Origin of the sequence: Alkaliphilus metalliredigens QYMF, from assembly GCF_000016985.1 — a bacterium.
Taxonomy (GTDB): domain Bacteria; phylum Bacillota; class Clostridia; order Peptostreptococcales; family Natronincolaceae; genus Alkaliphilus_A; species Alkaliphilus_A metalliredigens.
In genome coordinates this window covers 4,755,753-4,776,599 of the sequence record NC_009633.1, presented here as the reverse complement: position 1 = coordinate 4,776,599, position 20,847 = coordinate 4,755,753, and the positions used below count along the sequence as shown (strand labels likewise).

17 protein-coding genes are annotated in these 20,847 nt (G+C 38.8%); 13 read left to right on the top strand and 4 right to left on the bottom strand.

Features of this window, described 5'->3' with window-relative positions; translation table 11 throughout:
• The first annotated feature begins 42 nt into the window (after positions 1–42).
• The gene (locus AMET_RS23255) at positions 43–273 is read left to right on the top strand and encodes a hypothetical protein (RefSeq protein WP_012065612.1); all 231 of its coding nucleotides are present in this window, start codon (positions 43–45) and stop codon (positions 271–273) included.
• Between the two features lie 45 nt (positions 274–318).
• Here the strand turns inward: AMET_RS23255 and AMET_RS23250 are convergent, their stop codons facing one another.
• Both AMET_RS23250 and thiT read right to left on the bottom strand, forming a co-directional pair.
• Positions 319–693 (bottom strand): class II SORL domain-containing protein, encoded by a 375-nt coding sequence (locus tag AMET_RS23250; RefSeq protein WP_012065611.1) that lies wholly within the window; start codon positions 691–693, stop codon positions 319–321.
• Between the two features lie 149 nt (positions 694–842).
• Positions 843–1,478: an energy-coupled thiamine transporter ThiT gene (thiT, locus tag AMET_RS23245; protein WP_012065610.1), complete on the bottom strand. Its 636-nt coding sequence runs from the start codon at positions 1,476–1,478 to the stop codon at positions 843–845.
• A gap of 359 nt (positions 1,479–1,837) precedes the next feature.
• On the opposite strand from thiT, the gene AMET_RS23240 reads away from it, so the two are divergent.
• From AMET_RS23240 to AMET_RS26085, 5 genes are all read left to right on the top strand, one after another.
• Positions 1,838–3,229, top strand: coding sequence for an MATE family efflux transporter (locus AMET_RS23240; RefSeq protein ID WP_012065609.1), 1,392 nt, complete (start codon positions 1,838–1,840; stop codon positions 3,227–3,229).
• A 121-nt stretch (positions 3,230–3,350) separates the two neighbouring features.
• Entirely contained in the window at positions 3,351–3,851 is a 501-nt protein-coding gene (locus AMET_RS23235) for an SEC-C metal-binding domain-containing protein (RefSeq protein ID WP_012065608.1), read from the top strand.
• A 340-nt stretch (positions 3,852–4,191) separates the two neighbouring features.
• Positions 4,192–4,680 carry a dUTP diphosphatase gene (locus AMET_RS23230; protein WP_012065607.1) on the top strand — a complete coding sequence of 163 codons (489 nt, stop codon included), beginning with the start codon at positions 4,192–4,194 and terminating at the stop codon, positions 4,678–4,680.
• 227 nt (positions 4,681–4,907) lie between these two features.
• On the top strand, positions 4,908–6,890 hold the full coding sequence (gene tkt / locus AMET_RS23225; protein WP_012065606.1) for a transketolase: 1,983 nt from the start codon (positions 4,908–4,910) through the stop codon (positions 6,888–6,890).
• 146 nt (positions 6,891–7,036) lie between these two features.
• On the top strand, positions 7,037–7,267 hold the full coding sequence (locus tag AMET_RS26085) for a hypothetical protein (protein WP_157047339.1): 231 nt from the start codon (positions 7,037–7,039) through the stop codon (positions 7,265–7,267).
• 328 nt (positions 7,268–7,595) lie between these two features.
• On the opposite strand, the gene AMET_RS23215 is transcribed toward AMET_RS26085, so the two are convergent.
• Positions 7,596–9,560, bottom strand: a complete 1,965-nt coding sequence (locus tag AMET_RS23215; protein ID WP_012065605.1) for a molybdopterin-dependent oxidoreductase — start codon at positions 9,558–9,560, stop codon at positions 7,596–7,598.
• A 259-nt stretch (positions 9,561–9,819) separates the two neighbouring features.
• Here AMET_RS23215 and AMET_RS24650 point away from each other — a divergent pair, with 259 nt between their 5' ends.
• The 7 genes from AMET_RS24650 (at position 9,820) to AMET_RS23180 (ending at position 18,587) form a co-directional block, all read left to right on the top strand.
• A complete protein-coding gene (locus AMET_RS24650) occupies positions 9,820–11,247 on the top strand; it encodes a M28 family metallopeptidase (protein WP_012065604.1) in 1,428 nt (475 codons plus the stop codon).
• Positions 11,248–11,378: 131 nt separating this feature from the next.
• Positions 11,379–13,316 carry a sigma-54-dependent Fis family transcriptional regulator gene (locus AMET_RS23205; RefSeq protein WP_012065603.1) on the top strand — a complete coding sequence of 646 codons (1,938 nt, stop codon included), beginning with the start codon at positions 11,379–11,381 and terminating at the stop codon, positions 13,314–13,316.
• Positions 13,317–13,494: 178 nt separating this feature from the next.
• Entirely contained in the window at positions 13,495–15,306 is a 1,812-nt protein-coding gene (locus AMET_RS23200) for an aldehyde ferredoxin oxidoreductase family protein (protein ID WP_012065602.1), read from the top strand.
• Positions 15,307–15,387: 81 nt separating this feature from the next.
• A complete protein-coding gene (locus AMET_RS23195) occupies positions 15,388–15,612 on the top strand; it encodes a MoaD/ThiS family protein (RefSeq protein WP_012065601.1) in 225 nt (74 codons plus the stop codon).
• A gap of 106 nt (positions 15,613–15,718) precedes the next feature.
• Positions 15,719–16,336, top strand: a complete 618-nt coding sequence (locus AMET_RS23190; protein ID WP_012065600.1) for a metallophosphoesterase family protein — start codon at positions 15,719–15,721, stop codon at positions 16,334–16,336.
• A gap of 11 nt (positions 16,337–16,347) precedes the next feature.
• Positions 16,348–17,352, top strand: coding sequence for a hypothetical protein (locus tag AMET_RS23185; protein ID WP_012065599.1), 1,005 nt, complete (start codon positions 16,348–16,350; stop codon positions 17,350–17,352).
• 401 nt (positions 17,353–17,753) lie between these two features.
• Positions 17,754–18,587, top strand: coding sequence for a nitroreductase family protein (locus AMET_RS23180; RefSeq protein WP_012065598.1), 834 nt, complete (start codon positions 17,754–17,756; stop codon positions 18,585–18,587).
• A 105-nt stretch (positions 18,588–18,692) separates the two neighbouring features.
• On the opposite strand, the gene AMET_RS23175 is transcribed toward AMET_RS23180, so the two are convergent.
• On the bottom strand, positions 18,693–20,678 hold the full coding sequence (locus AMET_RS23175) for a methyl-accepting chemotaxis protein (RefSeq protein WP_012065597.1): 1,986 nt from the start codon (positions 20,676–20,678) through the stop codon (positions 18,693–18,695).
• Between the last annotated feature and the right edge of the window lie 169 nt (positions 20,679–20,847).

The following is a 20,847-nucleotide window of genomic DNA, read 5'->3' as shown; positions in this document are numbered from 1 at the left end:
AAAATCAGACTGAAGAAGAATTCTTATGAAGGAGGCCTGAAAATGTACGATAAAGAACCAGAGATTAATGGCGAAAAATATGTGACATTAACGATACTTAAGAAGCGATTCAATTTATTGAGTCTAGAGATTGAAGCCATACGCAAGCAACATAATGTACCTATGGTGGATTGGAGTTATGTGAAAGAGGGACAAGTAACGGGACCTAATATTCGATATTATCACATGAAAGCATTTGAAAAAGCCCATGAAAAACATCAGAAAATTGATTGAATTTTAAAAAGCCCTTATGTGTGCACATAAGGGCTTTAGCATATATTATTCTACTGTGATTTCTTGACTGTTTTCCCATAAACCATGAATGTTACAATAGCTGATGGCATGGAATGTACCAGATTTATTTAATTTTACTTGAGTACATCCTGTGGGATCTGTGAAATTATCTCCTTCGCCATGGGCAGCGAAATTAAAGTTTGCAATTTCTACTGGGAATTTTGCACCTTCCGCATGGAAAAAAACCTTAAACCAAGCAATATAGTGTTCTAGGGTATTAGGATGTCCGATGGCATCTCCAATAGAAATCTTTAATTCAAATCCTTCACCAGCTTTCACCTTTTCAGGTGCATGAATCACTGGAACGTGCTTTTCACCTTTCCAATCTCCTGTTTGTAAAAATTGTCCAAAACTCTTCATTAAAACTCCTCCTCTATAAACTTATATTAAAATAACATCAAAACTTTCTTCATGAGAATATATATCCATTATTCGGAGTTTATAACATGTTTTTGTTTTTTATCTTCAAAAAAATAGGAAACAGCTACAGTGTTGCAGCTGTTTCAAAACTATTTTGTTAGTGTGATGGAGCCATGAATATGCTTAACTGCAGATTTGATTTGAGGGATAAAGACAAAGGAAACACAAATCAATGTATCGGTTCCTAGCACTAAACCGTTGACGACAATCGAGTAAATAATTGGATTCATCCCCTCGGGTGCATAGGAGGCAAAGAAAAGGACTCCCGATAAGAAGCTCATAAAGAATCTCCCAAATCCGCCAATCAATACTGAAACTGCAAGATTATTTCTATAAAGCCCTGCTAAGCCTAAAGCCCCATAGGCTAGGGGATAGTCTAGAAAAAATTGTGCCCAATGGATCACAAAGGGATCTTGAATAAGCTTTAACATACCTAAGGCAAAGCCAGCAATGATTCCAGGGATAGGACCAAAGGCCACTGCATAAATGAATAAAGGCAACATACTTGCAGGAGTCACACTTCCTCCTTGGGGGAAACGATAAAGACGGATATAGGATAAGACAAAGGATAAAGCAATACAAAGACTTCCATAAACCAGCATACGGGTAGTAAACTTAAAGGATTGGTTTTTCTTAAAATACAACATGCCTCCAATGGAAAAGACAAATAGAGCCAGTAAAATTCTAATGACATTAGGGTCTAACTCAAATAGTTTTTGAAACATAATATCAACATCCCTTCATTTTTTATTTTATCACTATTGGGCAGATGCTTATATTTTCTGAAAAATAAAAAACGTGAAGAGGAGGCCTCTTCACGTAGTTTGTTTTCACATACGGAACTTGCTTTCCTGCGCAGGTACTAACCTACAGGTTCAAGGGTTGGATGGTTCCTCTCAGCACAAGGCACCCCTAGCGATAAAAATTCTATTGTTCTTATAGTATACCATACCATAGGACGCTTATAGCATTTATTTTATAGAAAGTAATAACAGATTTGTAACATAAAAAACCGCAATGAAGTGTGGGTTATATTGTATAATAAATATGGTTGGATAAATCTAAATATTAGGGAGACGAATAAATGGCGACATCTCTACAAATACCTTCGAAAATTGAGGTTCGAAGAAAAATTCTTTCTATGATTCTTCCCATTACCATGGAAAATGTATTGCAGATGAGTGCAGGATTCGTAACAATGGCAATGATTGGAAGGATTAGTGCTGTAGCCGTGGCGGCTGTGGGCATTAGTATGCGAATTACTCAAATTATTTGGGCTCTATTTAGAGGGGTCACCACTGGAGCCACAGTTTTTGTGGCACAATCCTATGGATCTGGAAATTTAATCAAGCTTAAAAAAGTAATACAGCAAACATTACTTTCCTCTATTATACTTGTCCTGATCCTACAGCAGCTTCTTTTTTGGTTTGCTCCCCAAATTTTGAATTTTTTTAAGGGGGATCCTACCTTGATTGAGAGTGGAATTATGTATTTGAGGACCTTATCTTGGGGATTACCCTTTGTCGCTGTGATACAGGTTGTTGCTGGGGTACTACAAGGAATGGGCAACGCCAAAACCCCTATGAAAATTGCCCTGATCATGAATGTCATTAATATGATTCTAAGCTATACATTCATATTTGGACCACTGGGTTTGCCAGCAATGGGGTTAAGGGGTGCGGCTGTGGCATTAGTTGTGGCACAGTCTGTTGCAGCTCTATTAGGAATATATGTGCTTTTTAATCGGCATGGTATTCTAGGGACAGTATTTAATCGTTCCTTTTTTAAATTAGACATGAAGCAAGTCATTCAAGTTTATAGGGTGGGTTCTCCTACGGCAGTAGAGTCTATATTTTGGCAGGTTTCTTCTATTGCTTTAACCATGATTATTTTAGATTTTGGAGAAGTCTCCTTAGCTGCATACCAGCTAGGATTACAGGCAGAATCCATTTCTTACATGCCTGCTATGGGTTTTAGCGTTGCTTCTACCGCCTTTATTGGTCAAGCACTAGGGGCAAAGGATCCCCAGCTAGGGAAGAGGTACTTAAAGGAAATTGTCACAGGCTCTTTTTTGATTACTATCTTTAGTGCTAGTGTTCTGATCTTTTTTCCAGCATTCATTATGCGATTACTAACAGATCAACAAGAGATCATTGATGTTGGGATTAAGTATCTTTTCTTTATGGGGCTCGTACAAATTCCTCAAAATATGGCAGGGGTGCTAAATGGGGCTTTGCGAGGGGCTGGATTTACAAGGGTTCCTATGATTGTGGCAGGAACCGGGCTTTGGTTGATTCGAATTCCATTTTCTTATATTTTAGTACAATTTTTTGATGTTGGCATTACAGCTATTTGGATTGTTATGTGCTTTGATTTAGTCTTTAGATTCATTTTAAGCTTTACATTATATAAGAGAAAAAATATCTATGAACAAGAACCGGTGATTGAAAAGATGACAGTGAAATCTGAAGGGTAAAAAAGACCAATTCATAAGCTATGATACTTTTTTATTGGATTAGCACAATAAGCATTGAAAAACAGGCTGTGTTTATACTATAATAGTGTGGATAAAAGTTTTAAACAAAGGAGACGAAATAATGAGTTTATATAATGAATGGAAATCAATGGCCTATGACATACCTAATGATCAAATGGCAGTACAGTTTTGGAATGAATACTGTGACCTAGAAAAGGGGATTTATATTACAGTCCTAGAAGAGGGGACAGGCAAGGTAGAAGGAAAAATCAATGATTTGGCAAAGAAATTTAAGGTAAAGACAGTAGATTTTGTAGGCTTTTTAGATGGAATTAACGATAGCTTAGTGACAAATCTAGACTTAGATGAGATAACTGAAGAGACTGAAGTTGCGGTGGATGTTGATTTTGAAAAGCTGTATTTTAACATGTTATCAGCTAAGGCAGACTGGTTATACACCCTAGATCAATGGGCTGATATTTTAACAGAGGAAAAAAGAAAAGAGATTAAAAAGGAATACAATATCTCAAGGACAGTTGTGAAAGAAGATAAGATAGGAAGAAATGAGCCATGTCCTTGCGGAAGCGGCAAAAAATATAAAAAATGCTGTGGGAATGAATAGCATTCTATTTAATCTTTAACATCAGATTAACCGGACCATAAGGTACCATGATAGAACTGCTTATATCTAAGGATATAGGCAGTTTTATTTAAGTGCGCAATGAATGAATGGTTGGTATAGTATAAGACGAATTCAGTTTAAGCACTTGAAATTTTGAACAACGCCGGTTAAAAATATAAGTGCGCCATGAGTGGTTGCGATAGCATAAGACGAATTCTGTTTAAGCACTTGAAATTTTAAACAACGCCCGTTAAAAATTTAAGTGCGCTATGAGTCGTTGCGATAGCATAAGACGAATTTTGTGGTATAATAGTGAAGGAAACAAAAGAGGAGGAACATTATGGAATTCTCAGTGCTTTACGAAATCCAGAGGAACCTAGACGAAAAAATTATAGTAGAACATCAATTGCAAGGAGTTAACTTGACGCCATCAAAGGTATTAGCCCTCCAGGTGGAATTAGGAGAGCTGGCAAATGAAACCAGAGCCTTTAAGTATTGGAGCAAAAATCCACCAGCTTCAAGGAATGTGATTTTAGAAGAGTATGTAGATTGTCTTCATTTTATTTTAAGCTTGGGTCTAGATATCGGCTTTACAGGTACAAAGATTCAAGACGGAGTCAGTGGCGAACAAACGTTGGTAGAGCAAATCAAGACTGTATTTAATCAAATTCATCAATTTGAAAGTACCTTAGGGGAAGCGGAGTACTGGATTTTGTTTGAAGGATTTTTGGTCCTAGGAAAGAAGCTGGGGTTCGAGTCAGGTCAGATATATGATGCCTATCTTGCAAAAAATAAAATCAATCACCAAAGACAAGCAGAAGGGTATTAAAGTGAACTGGTTTCAGCAAATTGCACTATCGGGAAATCAGGTGGGGGATTATATTTTCAAAATATAATCTTGATAAATTGCATGACAAACACTGCCTTAGGGGAAAATACAATTTGATTAACACAGTCTTTTGAAATATATTGTGAAGAGACGCCATAAAAATATGTTGTTTTCTTTAATATATTTAATATAAAGAATAGATTTCAATTAAATAGGAGGAGATTTATATGAAACAAATTGAACAAAAAGCCATTAATACCATTCGTTTATTAGCTGTTGATGGAGTGGAAAAGGCCAACTCAGGTCATCCGGGTTTACCCATGGGAGCAGCTCCAATGGCCTATACGCTATGGAGTCAATTTTTAAATCATAGTCCCAATGATCCACAATGGACCAACCGTGATCGATTTGTCCTATCAGCTGGACATGGATCAATGTTGATTTATTCATTGTTACACCTATTCAATTATGGATTGACGATTGAAGACCTACAAAACTTCAGACAGTGGGGAAGTAAGACACCTGGACATCCTGAATTCGGACATACAGTGGGAATTGAAACAACTACAGGACCATTGGGACAAGGACTGACCAATGCAGTGGGAATGGCCATGGCAGAAAGAAGATTAGCGGCAGAATTTAATCGGGATCAATATGATGTCGTAGATCACTACACGTATGTCATTGCTGGTGACGGAGATATGATGGAGGGAATCACCTCTGAAGCAGCTTCTTTAGCTGGACATCTAGGACTACATAAGCTGATTTGTTTATATGACGATAATAACATTTCTATCGACGGGAATACTTCACTGACATTTACTGAGGATGTAGCCAAGCGATATGAAGCTTACGGGTGGCAGGTAGTGATAGTTAAGGATGGAAATGATGTTGCGGAAATTACAAAGGCAATCAAGGCGGCTAAGGAAAATAAAGAACAACCAACTTTAATTAAAGTGAAAACTACCATTGGATTTGGAAGTCCTAATAAGCAAGGAACCGCAGGTGTTCATGGAGCACCATTAGGGAAGGACGAGATTCAGTTAACTCGTAAAACCTTAGAATGGGCCCATGATGAGGATTTCTTCGTACCAGAGGATGTCAAGGGACATTTTGATGGACTGGTGAAGGATTCAAATGAAAAAGCGAAGGTCTGGGAAGAAATGTTTAAAGGGTATTCTGAAGCTCATCCTGAGCTGGCAAAGGCATGGAAGCAATGGCATAGTCGGGAGTTACCACAGGAGCTATTAAAGGATGCATCTCTTTGGGAATTTTCGGAGAAGCCAATGGCCACTCGTTCTACCTCTGGAGAGGTCATGAATCGCCTAAAGAAGCATCTGCCAAACCTAATGGGGGGATCAGCAGATCTAAATCCTTCCACAAAGACATACCTAAAGGAAATGGGAGATTTTCAAAAAGGAGAATGGAAGGGCAATAACATTTATTTTGGTGTCCGTGAGCATGCCATGGCGGGAATTACAAATGGAATGGCACTACATGGGGGATTAAGGGTATTTTGTTCAACATTCTTTGTATTTAGTGATTACATGAAGCCTGCAATTCGACTCTCTGCACTGATGAAGCAGCCGGTTGTCTATGTCTTTACCCATGACAGTATTGGTGTAGGAGAAGATGGACCGACTCATCAACCAATCGAGCATTTGTTAATGCTAAGATCCATTCCAAATGTACAGGTATTACGTCCTGCTGATGGAAAAGAAACAACAGCTGCATGGATTCAGGCATTAAAGCACCAAGAGGGTCCAACAGTACTGGTATTAAGTCGTCAAAACCTAGCACAGCTAGAAGGATCAGGTCAAGATGCAGCAAAGGGCGCCTATGTTGTCTCTAAAGGAAAGAAAGAAACACCTGATATGATATTGATGGCCAGTGGATCAGAAGTGCCATTAGCAATTGAAGCGCAAAAGGCATTACAGGATAAGGGCATTGAAGCCAATGTCGTCAGTATGATGAGCTGGGAGCTTTTCAAAAATCAATCAAAGGAATATCAAGAGGAAATCTTACCTAAGCAGGTAACCAAGCGTATTTCAATTGAGACAGGCGTCACCTTGGGCTGGAGCCAATTCATTGGAGACGCAGGCATCGCTATTGGAATTGATGATTTTGGAGCCTCTGCTCCAGGGGAAGTACTAATGGATAAATATGGATTTACAGTGGAAAATATTGTTGAAAAAGCAATGACACTTTAAATAAATGAGACTTAATTCATAAAGAAATAACTAAAAAAGGACCCTTAGGGTCCTTTTTACATGCAATAAAAGAGGTATATCAGGCCAAAGCTTTGTGACGGGCCACCTTATGTTGCCAGCTTCCTTGAAGATAAATAGCAAATCCCATGAGACAAATTGTGGCATTACTGAAAACCATGGCGTACCAAACACCACTAGAACCCCAGTCGGTATATCTTCCAAAGAGAAGAATCATGGGGATACGAAGCCCCCAAAGTCTGGTCATATCTAAAAACATGGCATATATGGTATGTCCGGATCCTAAGTTTTGCCCGATGATGGTAGCCAGTGCAGTACCAATGCCCATGGTAAAGGCTGCCAAGGTGCCATCGCCATAGGAGATACTCCTTTGAGAATGAATTCTCTTCTATGAGCGTGGTTCACTAGTATACCTCCAAACTATTTAGACTTTCTAAATATATTATAGAATAGCTACTGATGATTTAAAAAGTAATATGAAAAATAGTTAAGAAAGTAGGGATCAAACAAAAAACGCCCCTTAAAGGGCGTTTTGTAATAATGCGGGGGGCATTATTTTGTTTGTCACAAGATTGTAAACTGTTTTAAAAATCTTGTGAATCAATATACAAATTGATTGGGTGTAATGCAATTATATGATATGTATTTGAAAATGGATGTGACTGAAGTCACAAATAGTGGTGGTAATTACAAAGAAATAGGTGGAATTTTACAAAAACAATTATTATAGGTTGCCTGATCGCCTATATCCGATACACCTAGAGGTGTTAAATGGTTGACACCGCCATGGGTTAACCACCACCCCTCATAAATGAGTAACAGGTTTGGTGACACATCAGAATCTAGAACAATACGGACATGGAGTTCACCAGTAGGTGAAATTACTTTGACCCTATCTCCGTCATGTACATGCCATTGATTTAGGGTGTTTGGATGGCAATAGACCTTGGGAAGCATCAGATTATCTGTATCAATATAATGTTGTGTATGAAGAGAGTGCTTAGGATGAACACTTAAAAGCTGTAAAGGGTATTCTGTGTTGAAATTCTCAGTAAAAGGGAGTTCGCTGACTTGGAGACAAAACAGATTAAATTTTTTGTTAGATGTGTAAAATATTTTATCCTGCCAAGGGATCTCATTTCCTGTCAATTTAAGCCTTTTGCCCTGTATATCATCAAGGGTACTGTTGAATTTTTTTAAAAGAGGGCGAAGTCCTTTCTCCAAATAAGTTCGTTGACACCCATATTGGTCAAGATAATCAGTCATATTCATATACTCAGCCAAAAGCTTGAAGATTTCGAACTCGCTCTTGACGCCATTTTGAGGTGGGACAACCCTTTCAGTATAATGAAAATAGGGATGCCACATTGAGGAATGGAGAAAATCCTCTTCCTCAAAGATGTGGGTACAGGGCAGGACATAATCAGAAAGCTGGGCTGTATCGGTCATAAAGTGATCAATCGTTACCTTGAATGGGATGCTGTCAAAGGCCTTGATAGTATCTGATGTGTTAGGAAGCTGAACCACCGGGTTTGCTTTAGTGATAAAAATACCTTCTAGTGATTCATGGCGATCCTGTAGTACATATTGAGAAAACAAGCCCTTCTTGAAGGATGGGACAGAATGGTTTTGCTCATTACGAAGATAATCATGATCTAACCATTGGGAAACATATTGATTGGCGTAGCTAACACCCCCACCGGGGATCCCGATATTTCCAGATAAGGCTCCAAGTGCATCGATTAAGCGAATGTTTTTACCCCCATGGGTGTAACGCTGCAGCCCATAACCTAATATAATAGCCGAGGGGCCGTGACAGGCGTAAAGCGTAGCCAAAGACTGGACTGAATCAATAGATAAGCCCGTTTTTTCAACTAGCATATTTAAATCTAAGTTTTGGAGATAACCATGGAAATCTTCAAATCCGTCACAATACTGAGTAATGAAATCAACATTAATCCAATTGTTTTCAATCATAATTTTAGCCATTGCCAAAGCCAAGAAACCATCGGATTCCGGCTTGACCGAATAGTAATGATCAGCCATTTTAGCCGTAGCCGTTTTAATTGGATCAATGACTACCAACTGAGTCCCCTTCTTCTGAGCTTTTTTTAGAAAAGGAAGTAGGTGTATATTAGTATAAGCAGGATTACGCCCCCATACAATAATGGTTTGGGCGTTAAGGAGATCCTCAGGATCATGACTTAACACCTTACCAAAATCAAGGGTTTGAGCAGCGATACCAGCTCCCCAACAAAGACTACCCATAGGGGAAGTAACCCCTCCGTAGGCATTGAAAAATGCTGTGTCAATATTCTTTGAAAGCCCGCCGTGCCCCCCTTCGCTATAATGTATAAGAGCTGTTGAGCCACACTTCCTTTTAATTTCTAAAAGTTTATCGCCAATTTCTGCAATGGCTTTTTCCCAAGAAATGGAATGCCATTGTCCATCTGTTTTTTTCATAGGCGTGTTCAGGCGTTTGGTACTTGAAAGACGCTCCAAGTGTTTTAGTCCTTTTTCACATAGGAATCCCTTGGTAATGGGATGATGTTTATCTCCTTGAACGTTAATAATTTCACCTTCATTAGTGGTTACTTCAATGGCACAGCAATCCCAGCAATCTAGGGGACAAGCAGTTTGAACCTTTTTCATCTTTTATCACCCTTTACTTTTGATCTGATAAAGAAAATTTGTATTATTTGTAGAGAAGATTATATTCCTACTGAATTCACTACAAAAACGTAAAGATGTAATTTACCTATGGGATTAATATTTAGTTTTATTGTAGCATAAGTATTATATGGACAAAAGAGCGGGTTGCGTTCGGAAGAAGTTAATATAATACCTTAATAAATGTGATGAGAAGGAGAAGTGGGACCAGTGTATTTGTAAAATGAGAAGGAGGAAAAAAATGAGAAAACAATCTGTTGTTCTATCGTTGTTTTTAAGTATGATAATAATTTTGGGTGGAGGACAAATGATCATTGTTCAAGGGGATGGGGCACAATTAGGGAACTCCATGAGAGAAGACATGAACAGTAGTGTGATGGCAATGGTTGTGGTGGATGAAGAAATACCCATTGAAGAGGATGTCAAGCCATGGGTTGAGCAGTGGCATGATCAAAGGATGGAATCATATGGAGTCCTATTAGAAGGGGTTTTAACCTTAACCTCAGATGAACATCGCGGTAGACTTCCCGGTACAGAAGGCAATCATTTAACCGTTGAATATATTGAGAAATACTTTAAAGAAATAGGATTGCAACCTCATGACCAGGTAAGCTACCTTCAAGGCTTTCAACAGATGATCTATCATCCAGATGAACAAGCCCTGGCATTGCGTATCCATTTTAAGGATGGAACCACAAGAGAGGCGGAGCTAGGAATGGATTATACAGAGCAATCTAGGGTTATGAGAGAAGTGGAAATGACAGCACCCATTACATTTAATATAAAAGATGAGGACATAAAGGAAAAAGTGATCATCCTTGATGGGCCAGAAGAGATTCAACATGTATATGATCAAGCACAGGCTGTATTGATTAAAAGGAAGGTCTTGGGTAATTCTCTGCGGGTTTGGGATAAAATAATGGACAATGGAGAGGCACGACCTGCACCCTTTATGTTCCAGATTTCACAAGAGCTATTTGAAACATTACAAGCTGAGAATGTAGAAAGTGTAAGTTTATATTCCAAGCTTGTGGGGGAAGAAAAAACAATTTATAATGTAGCCGGCAGGATCCCTGGAAAAGATTCAAATAAAGTCGTGGTAATCTCCGCACATATAGATCACCTAGGGTGGGCAGGGGAGAAAATCTTTAGAGGAGTAGTTGATAATGCAGCGGGAGTTGCTGTTATGATGGACTTAGTCCAGAGACTGCATCATCAAAGCATAGAAGAACCATTTCAAATGGATATCATCTTCGTAGGCTTCAATAGTAAGAAATCAGAAATGTTAGGCAGCAATGCTTATATAAAGCAAATAAAAGACAAGTATGATAAGATATATAATATAAACATTGATTGTGTGGGAAGGAAAACAGGTGGACCCATTATAATATCAGGAGGCGAAGAAATAAATCAAGCCCTAAAGAAAAATATCACGAAATATTTAGCGATTTATGGGATAAACGTTGAAGGGCAACGGGGTTTTGATAGTGACCATTTATCATTTAACAAAGAAGAAATCAGGGGAGTTACTCTCGGGCAGAGAGATGTGCTGACAGTAACTCATAACCCTGAAGACATAGTGGCATTACTGGATTTTGATTATATAAAAGGGGTAAGTCTTTCGATTTATGACTTTATTGTAGCAGAAGGATATAAAAGCTTTGATTAAGAAAGTTGGGCATTAGTCCCTTGTATTCAGTATTCATGCCATAAGAACATCATATAGGGAAGGAATCTCCAAGAAAATATTGAATTGAATAAGTAGAGAGAACTAAGGGGAGAGAACTAAGGAGGAGACCTATGGAGACCAAAGATTATGTGAAACGCTCCCATCAGCGTTCAATTGATTTTGGCGTTGAGTATAACCGCATGTATAGTAGCAAGATATTAAAAGGCAATGAACTACAGATCAAATTAGAAGCTAATCGAGAACTACTGACAACTGCCAAATCTTTTATGGAAGAGTTGTATAATTTTGTGGAGGGATCTGGCTTCTTTGCAATTCTAACAGATCAGGAGGGCTGTATTTTAGAAGTACTTGGTGATGATAAGGTACTGGCGGTATCCCATGGATTAGAGATGATCCCAGGAGCCTATATGGATGAAGAGCATATTGGAACCAATGCCATGGGAACGGCCTTGGCAGAGGGGATACCTGTTCAGATATCAGGAGAAGAGCACTTTGTTAAGGCATATCATCGCTGGACTTGTTCTGCTGCACCCATTAGGAACAGTATTGGGGAAGCAATTGGAACATTAAACCTGACTGGATATAGTGAATATGTTCATTCTCATACATTGGGGATGGTGGCGGCAGCAGCCAATGCTATCGCATATATGCTTGAAAGCAAAGAAGTTAATAATAAATTATTCTTAGCAAAAAAGTCCATAGAAACCATTGTTGATTCCATTGATGCGGGAATTTTTACTGTGGGACCTAAAGGATACATGAAGACCATCAATCAAGTTGCCAGTCATATGCTACAGTATACCAATGACGAGATTTTAGGGATGGAAGGAATCAAATTAATCGAAGGATGGGCAGGAGTGCAGGAAAGTGTAGAATCAAATATCAGCTATGTAGAGGAAGAAGCCTATATTAAGACTAAGAAAGGCAAAATTCATTGTACATTAAGCGCCTATCCAATTCTTGATGAATCAAAAAATTTGCAAGGGATTGTGTGTATGATTCGTGAAATCAAGAAGATGAGAAGACTGGTTAATAAAATGATTGGAAAGCAAGCATTGTATACCTTCGATAAGATCATTGGAAGAGATGAGAACTTTATTAGAATGGTAAATTATGCAAAGAAAATTTCTGATAGTCCCTCCACAGTATTAATTATGGGAGAAAGTGGGACGGGAAAAGAGGTTTTTGCCCAATCAATTCATAATCATAGTGAGCGTCGTGATGAGCCATTCGTTGCCATTAACTGTGGTGCATTGCCACGAAACCTAATTGAATCTGAACTTTTCGGATATGAGGATGGTGCTTTTACCGGGGCTAAAAGAGGAGGACATCCAGGGAAATTTGAGTTAGCCGATGGCGGGACGTTATTTTTAGATGAAATTGGTGAAATGCCCTTAGACATGCAGGCTAACCTACTTCGTGTTTTAGAGGAAGGGAAGCTGTTTAGAGTAGGTGGAAATAAGGAGATTGCTGTAGATGTTCGAATCATTGCAGCTACTAATAAAGACTTAAGGGATGAGGTAGAGCGTAATAATTTTCGAGGGGATTTATATTATAGATTAAATGTACTTCCATTGATATTACCTCCCCTTCGTGAAAGAAAAAGTGATATTCCTCTCTTGATTGATTATTTTATGACGATCAAGGCACTGAAGCTGAAAAAATCTATGACATATTTGCCTAGGGATATAATGGATCAAATGATCAACTATACTTGGCGGGGAAACATACGAGAATTAGAAAATGTCATTGAAAACTTAATGAATTCGGGAGAACTTAACTTCTTAGAGCGAGTAGAGCTGTCTTCTACAAGTAATGAATCAAGCCCTCGTGTCTATTCACTAGAGAGTGAACCCTTGGAGGATATGGAAAAAAGACATATTCATCAGGTATTAACAAAATATGAGGGGAATGTGAGTCAAGCGGCTGAGGCCTTGGGGATTGGACGTAACACCTTGTATCGCAAGATGGCAAAGTATAAAATAGACTGTTCCAAAATGACGCGATGTTCTGAAGTGGAACACGAAAACGCGGGCGGGATGTTCTAAAGTGGAACATCTGATGAAATTAATAAAGAGATGGAATCAATGAAAGGAGGTAGACTGCTTATAGAGCAAGACCTTGAAACATTTTAGCTAAAAAGTATTGGATAAAGGTCTGTTGGCATGAAATTTGCTTTAAATTAAGTAGCGTGAAAATTAAAAATTAAAACAGGGGGGAATTTATATGTACGGGTATACAGGTACAATTTTGCGAATTAACTTAAAAGACAAGACAGTTAAAAAGGAAGCATTAGATTTAGATTTAGCAAAGAAGTTTATTGGAGGAAGAGGTTTAGGGGAAAAGATTCTGATGGATGAAATCGATCCCAACATTGATGCACTAAGCCCAGAAAACAAACTAATTGTTGTAACAGGACCCTTAAGTGGAACGCCAACACCTACTGGTGGAAGATACATGGTGGTGACAAAATCTCCATTAACTGGAACGGCAGCTTCTTCAAACTCAGGTGGGCGCTGGGGAGCAGAGCTAAAATTTGCTGGATACGATTTAATTATTGTAGAAGACAAGTCAGAGACTCCTGTCTATATTAATATTCAAGATGATGTAGTCACAATTAAGGATGCAGGACATTTATGGGGGAAAGTCGTTTCTCAAACAACCAAAATGTTAAACGAGGAGTTAGGAGATAAGGTTAAGGTTCTGACCATTGGACCTGGTGGAGAAAAACTTTCTCGTCTTGCGGCGATCATGAATGATCTAGATCGTGCAGCTGGAAGATCTGGAGTCGGTGCTGTCATGGGCTCTAAGAACCTGAAGGCCATTACTGTAAGGGGCACAAATAAAGTAGCAATACATGATCCAGCTAAGTTGAAAGAGGTTGTTTCAAGAGTAAATAAGCAGATTAGAGAAAATGGGGTTACGGGTCAGGGACTACCTACCTATGGAACCGCTGTACTTGTTAATATCTTGAATGAAAATGGTGTGTTTCCAACTAACAATTTCCAGGAATCTGTATTTGCTAAGGCAGAGGACATCAGTGGAGAAACATTATCAGATAAGTATTTAGTGAAGCGAACTGGCTGCTATGGATGTCCTATTGCCTGTGGCAGACATTGTAAAGTGGATGATCTAGAATCTGGTGGACCAGAGTATGAAACAATCTGGGGATTTGGAGCAGATTGTGGGATTTCTGACCTAGGAGCCATCATTAAAGCTAACTATTGGTGTAATGAAATGGGAATCGATACCATATCCACCGCCACTACCATCGCGGCTGCCATGGAATTATACCAAAAAGGTCTCATTAAAGACGAAGAGCTAGGTGGGTTGTCTCTTGAGTTTGGCAATGCGGATTCCATTATCGAATGGACAAAGCGCATGGGATTACGAGAAGGACTTGGTGATAAAATGACCGATGGTTCTTATCGCTTATGTGAGAGTTATGGGGCGCCTGAAGTCTCCATGTCAGTTAAAAAGCAGGAACTTCCAGCCTATGACCCGAGGGGAATTCAAGGGCAGGGATTAGCCTATGCAACTTCTAACCGTGGGGGTTGCCATGTGAGAGCATATCTAATTTCTCCTGAAATTTTAGGAATGCCTGAAAAGCTAGACCGATTTGCATTGGAAGGAAAAGCACAATGGGTAAAAATATTCCAAGACTTAACAGCGGTTATTGATTCTATGGGATTATGTTTATTTACTTCTTTTGCAACATCACTTCAAGATTATACGGATCTTTATAATGCAGTAACAGGAGAAACACATACAGCTGATACACTATTGGCAGCTGGAGAGCGCATATGGAATACAGAAAAACTCTTTAATTTGAGTGCAGGCATCACACCTGCCGAGGATACGTTGCCTGAGCGTTTGCTAAAGGATGCAATTCCTGGCGGACCATCTGCAGGGAATGTGGCGCAGCTTGATAAGCTATTGCCGGAGTATTATGCTGTAAGAGGATGGGATACAGAAGGTATACCAACTGAAGCGCGTCTTGAACAGTTGCAGATTGGGTTAGGAACAACAACAGCATAAAAAAATAATATAAGATGAATAAAGAGAAGGGCTTCTAAGGAAGCTCTTCTCATATCATGTCTGTCTCTAGGGGGTGACAAAATGGAAGTGAAGGTAAGATTATTTGCAACACTGAGGGACGGCAGAGGAAAAGAGCTCATGTTAGACCTGCCCGGAGAGGTGACTCCTGAAAGAATTATTAATGAGTTAGATATTCCTCAAAAAGAAATCGCCATCCTCTTAATCAATGGCAGGGATGGAACTTTCTCTACTATTTTAAAAGAAGAAGATACGGTCTCGCTATTCCCACCGGTGGGAGGCGGGTAACAGTAAAAGGCTAGAGATGACTCTGAAGGGGGTCAGATTTAGTCTTTTTTTCATTGACAAAGTCCCTTGCTGTGGATAAGGTAGACATAAGAGAGGAGACGGAGTAATGAAAAATATAATAAAGAAATGGATGTACTTACTATTGGACAAACCTCTAATTCCTGAAGAGCTAATGGAGGCAAAGGGTCCTTTATTGCTTCATATAAGTGATACTCCCATGGAGGTATATTCTTTTATTTACAAGTTGGTTAATTTAATTAATCCACAATATATTGTGCATACTGGGGATATCGTAGACAATATAAAGTTAGAGAACTTTAAAAATCGCTTGGCAGATTACCAAACAAATTTAGAAAAGTTTGTTGATAAAATAGAGAAAATACATAGAGGTGAAATTTACTATGTAATAGGTAATCATGATAAAATGAAAAGTGTTCAAGGGGTGACTAAAAAGGGTACTATTTTATATGAGGGAAAAATAAATATAGAGGGAAAAACATTCTACTTAAGGCATAACTATCGAAGAGTTGAGACCAAGGCTGACTATTATTTATATGGTCATCGATTTGAACCAAAACATAAGAAAATAAGATCACAGCAGTTGTTGAATGGGATATTAAATATTAATGTCATTGACTTATCCACGGGATTGATTTATCAAATTGACTATCCCATGGCCACAAATCAATTTCGGAAGATGGAAAGAGGCAGGATTGGATTTTAGGGGGGGATCATATGCTCTATTTACGAATGGGACCACGATTCTTGTTTATACGCACTGAGAGAATTCAAAAGGTAAAGGATTTTTTCCTCCAGGAGGGTCAAGGGATCCATACAACGTTTCAAGAAGGTTTGGAGCAATCAACTGAGGATAGTACCCTTATTTTTATCACAGAAAAACATCATGAAAAGACTTCGATAGAAGATGCAAAGGAGATTATATTAGTCAATGAAGTCGCCTCTGCATGTCTTGCGGGCATGATTAATCATCATGTCAGTCAGTGGGTTTTTCGAGTGGATATGGGACCTGCTTCTATGGTTATGAGAGTAGCTGGGGACGAACAAAAGATTATTCAACGAATTCAGGAGGTTTATGGTGGGAAGCTGGTGGACTGGGAAGAAGGAGTCAAACAAGGAGAGAAAGGAGATACAATACTTTCTTTGACTAAAAATCCCATCAGTGGAAGACTATCATCAAAAGACTTTATTAATGCGAACTTGTTGCTGGCTCATCCGGTGTCCTTTATTCATAAAAAGCTAAGAAATGAAGGTCTTTTATTTATTACCCAAAGCTTGGAAAATAGTGAATGGTACGATCTTCAAATCAATATATATGACTCATGGGGGAATTATAAGGGTCATCATGATCGGTTAATTTTTATCTTGTCACAGCTGGAAATCGGGATGATATTAGGAGAAACATGGACTAAGGATCATGCATTAATACTTTATTCTGTGATAGCCTTCCAGGTGCGATTATTTACGACTTATAGTCCCCAGGAAATTAAAAAACTAACGATGGCATTAGAGTATGACCAGAACGGAGAGAGACAAGTTGACTTTGATCTTTATTATCGAAACAAAAAGATTTCATGGGTAGACATAGACAAGAGAAAGGGAAGGCGCAATAAGCTAGAGGAATGTAAACAGTACAGAGAAGAGTTGTTTTTAAAGCTTAGTGAAGAAACACAAAACACATTGATTAGGATGGAAAAAGAAATTAAAGCAACCCATAGCTAATTATCGGCTCAGGCTATTACAGTCCTGATCTTCTTCACTGTTTCAAAAAACCCAGAACCCTAGGGAACATATACGTAGGGTTCTGGGTTTTTGTGCCTAAAATCAAAGCAATTTTGAAAAATCTATATTTTACTGAAAAAATAATAGAGAAATCCATGTGATTTGAGGAGCAGTAAACAACCCATGATGTTTATATATAACATAGGGGGTATATAAGTAGTATGAATAGGTGCACAATAAAATGAGACTTAGTTCAGTGGGATCACTTTTCCCACTGAACTGTAGCCGAGTTTATTTCGAGGATGTAGTGCTTGACCTCTCACTTTTGTGAGTGAGAGTCTTAGCAATACACCGAAGATAAAATGAGACTTAGTTTGTTTATTAGGTGGGAGTGAAGTAAATTGGACTTTTATCAGTTAATTCAAAGGCGAAAATCCGTTAGAGTCTATGGGAAAAAACCTGTTGATATAGAGAGATTGAATGATTTAATGGATGAGGCAGAAGAAATCAAGGGAATCATATCACAAATAGATACACAGTTTGTCTTAATTGAAAATGGATGGGAACAGGAAGAAAAACTGCAAGGAAAGATAGGTTATGATGGGAATGTTGTGCGGGCACCGCACTACATTGTACTTTTATGCGCTCCTAAGGAGGGGTATCTACAAAATGCAGGATACATGATGGAACAAATGGTGTTAAAGACAATTGAGTATGAACTAAGCACCTGTTGGCTTACCATTAACCATGGTGGCCATGAGGTGAAGGACTTATTAGGGATTCAGGAAGCAGGTATACCTGTGGCAATGATTGCCTTAGGTTATGGCCAAGAGGGGGATGTTGAAGCTGGGAAAAAAGAAGATAATGATAAATTGTCTTTACAGGATTTCGTGTACGATCAACGGTGGGGACGAGCCCCTTGGTTAGAGGAAATCAAAATGAGAGGACTGGCCACGGTCTTTTCCCATATAGGAAATGCGCCATCCTTTAGAAATCGCCAGCCATGGAAATTAATTATTGATGGCGATGAGATTATTTTAACCGTAGGACATAAAACACAAGAGGATGGTTATCTACTCATTGATGCAGGAATTATGATGATTTATATGGAACGGAGTTTTAATGAAGAAGGCTTAATGGCAAAATGGAGTCTTTATATGGAAGCTTTGGATGGGATTTATGAAGCTTATGGAATACCTGAATACCAAAAGATTATTGGAACCCTACACATCTAAAACAACACTTAATTCACAGGCATCTTTTGCCCATTAGCGTATAGATAAAAAAAGACCTACTTTGCAGTAGGTCTTTTAAAATACAAATAGTTGAAACAATTGAATTTAGATTTTAAAGCTTTCGATTTCCTTCATTAAGTGACTAGCTAATGCATTTAAGTTTTCTGCAGCTTGAGAAACCTCTTCTACAGCAGAACTCGTTTGATCCATAGAAGCGGTGACTTCTTGGGAGGCAGCAGCAGTTTCTTCAGAAACAGCTGAAATGTTTTCAATGACACCAACGATTTGATCGCCGTCTTGGGCCATTTCATCTACATGAGATGTTAATGTATGGATTTGTTGGGTCATATCCTTTATGGTTTTAGAAATATTCTGGAAGGAGTTCAGAACCTCATTAACTGCTCCAGTTTGATCATTTGTCTGGGTCTTGACATCATGCATAATCGTAACTGTATTGCTACTTTCAGTTTGAATATCTAAAACGATACTGCGGATTTCATCAGCAGAATGACCAGATTGTTCAGCCAGTTTACGGATTTCATCGGCAACAACAGCAAAGCCTCTACCAGCTTCGCCAGCTCGTGCTGCTTCAATGGCAGCATTTAGAGCTAATAAATTGGTTTGATCTGAAATGGAGCTAATGGTTTCTAAGATGACACCGATTGATTGAGACTTTACATCTAATTCACCGATGGCACCTTCCACACGATCAATGGCCAACTTATTATGCTCTGTTTTTTCTGTTAAAGAGTCAATGGCTTCAATTCCTCTGGTATTTGCCGTGGTCACACTGGAGGAAAGAGCGTGCATTTCCTGAGATCCTTTATTTAATTGAGTTAATTTAGTTGCTAGATTACCGATCATATGAGAACCTTTTTCAGCTTCTTGGGCTTGATCCGATGCACCCTTAGCAATCTCATCGACGGTTTTAGCAACCTCTTCAGAGGATGCGCTTGTTTCTTGGGAGGTAGCCGCCAGTGTATCTGAGGAGGAACTCACTTCTTGAGACACAGTTCGCACATTGGTAATCAGACTTTTTAAAGCCGATACCATTTCATTGAGGGTAGTGGCTAAAACCCCTACCTCATCATTGGACTTGACTTGACTTTGGATTGTAAAGTCTCCGGATCCAATTTTCTTCATATCATTTACAAGTAATTTCAAAGGCTTTGTTAGCTTGCCTGCAAAGAATATTCCGGCTAAAAGAGCAACAATCAGGGAAATTCCACCGGTGATTACAGCTTGCTTTAAAAGGGTTGAGGTATTTGCTTGAATTTCAGTAAGGCGCATCACCCCTATTAGCTTCCATCCAGTTTGCTCTAAGGTATCAAAAACGCCAAACCGTGAGTCGCCGTTCATTTCGTAATCCTGAACACCACTTTGATTTGATAGAACACTTTCTAATAAAGTAGGTACGGGCATAATATCTCCAATTAGATCCGCATCTGGATGCACCATGGTAACCCCTTCACCATTAGTCAAGGACACATAACCACTTTGACCTAATGATGTGTTAAGAACAAGACTTTCAAGGGAACCTAGGGCAACATCAAGGGCGACAACACCTACTAGCTCATTGCTTCCATAGCTGTTGTAAACTGGATGGGCAACGGTTACAACTAATTGACCAGTACCTGCATCAACATAGGGGTCAGTCCAAGCGATATCATCCGCAGCAATTGCAACCTCATACCATGGACGAGCTCGAGGGTCAAAATCCTCGGGCAATTCAGTTTCGGGGTAAATCATCATATCCCCCTTTGCCGTGCCTATGTATACATTAAGAACGTTACTATGATTCTCTAAATAACTTGAAAAAGTACCCATCATCCATGGCTCGTAGTCAGGGAAATCTAAAATCTGTTGTGCATTGGCATCTTGACTCAGCATAGCGACACCATTTTCCATACCGGTTAAAAAGAAGTCCATGGAGCTTTCAAGTCCTTCAACCACTTGAAGTGAGCTTGATTTTAACTCTTCCTCTAATATGTTGGTGGCATTACGATAACTGTTCATCCCTAAAAATAGGGTGGGTAATGTGACTAGAATAACCAACATTATGATGATTTTCCACCGAATTGATTTGTTCATCTGTTGTCCTCCTCATTGAAAGTTTAGAATTATGAAAATAGAGTAGTAATAGTACTCATTCGACAAAAAAAATTAAATTCCTTCAAAAATTACCAATAGGTATTAAGTTATAGGATTCTGGAACGATAGAAGTGGATTGAAAATTCTCCGAAAGAAAAGTAAGACAATT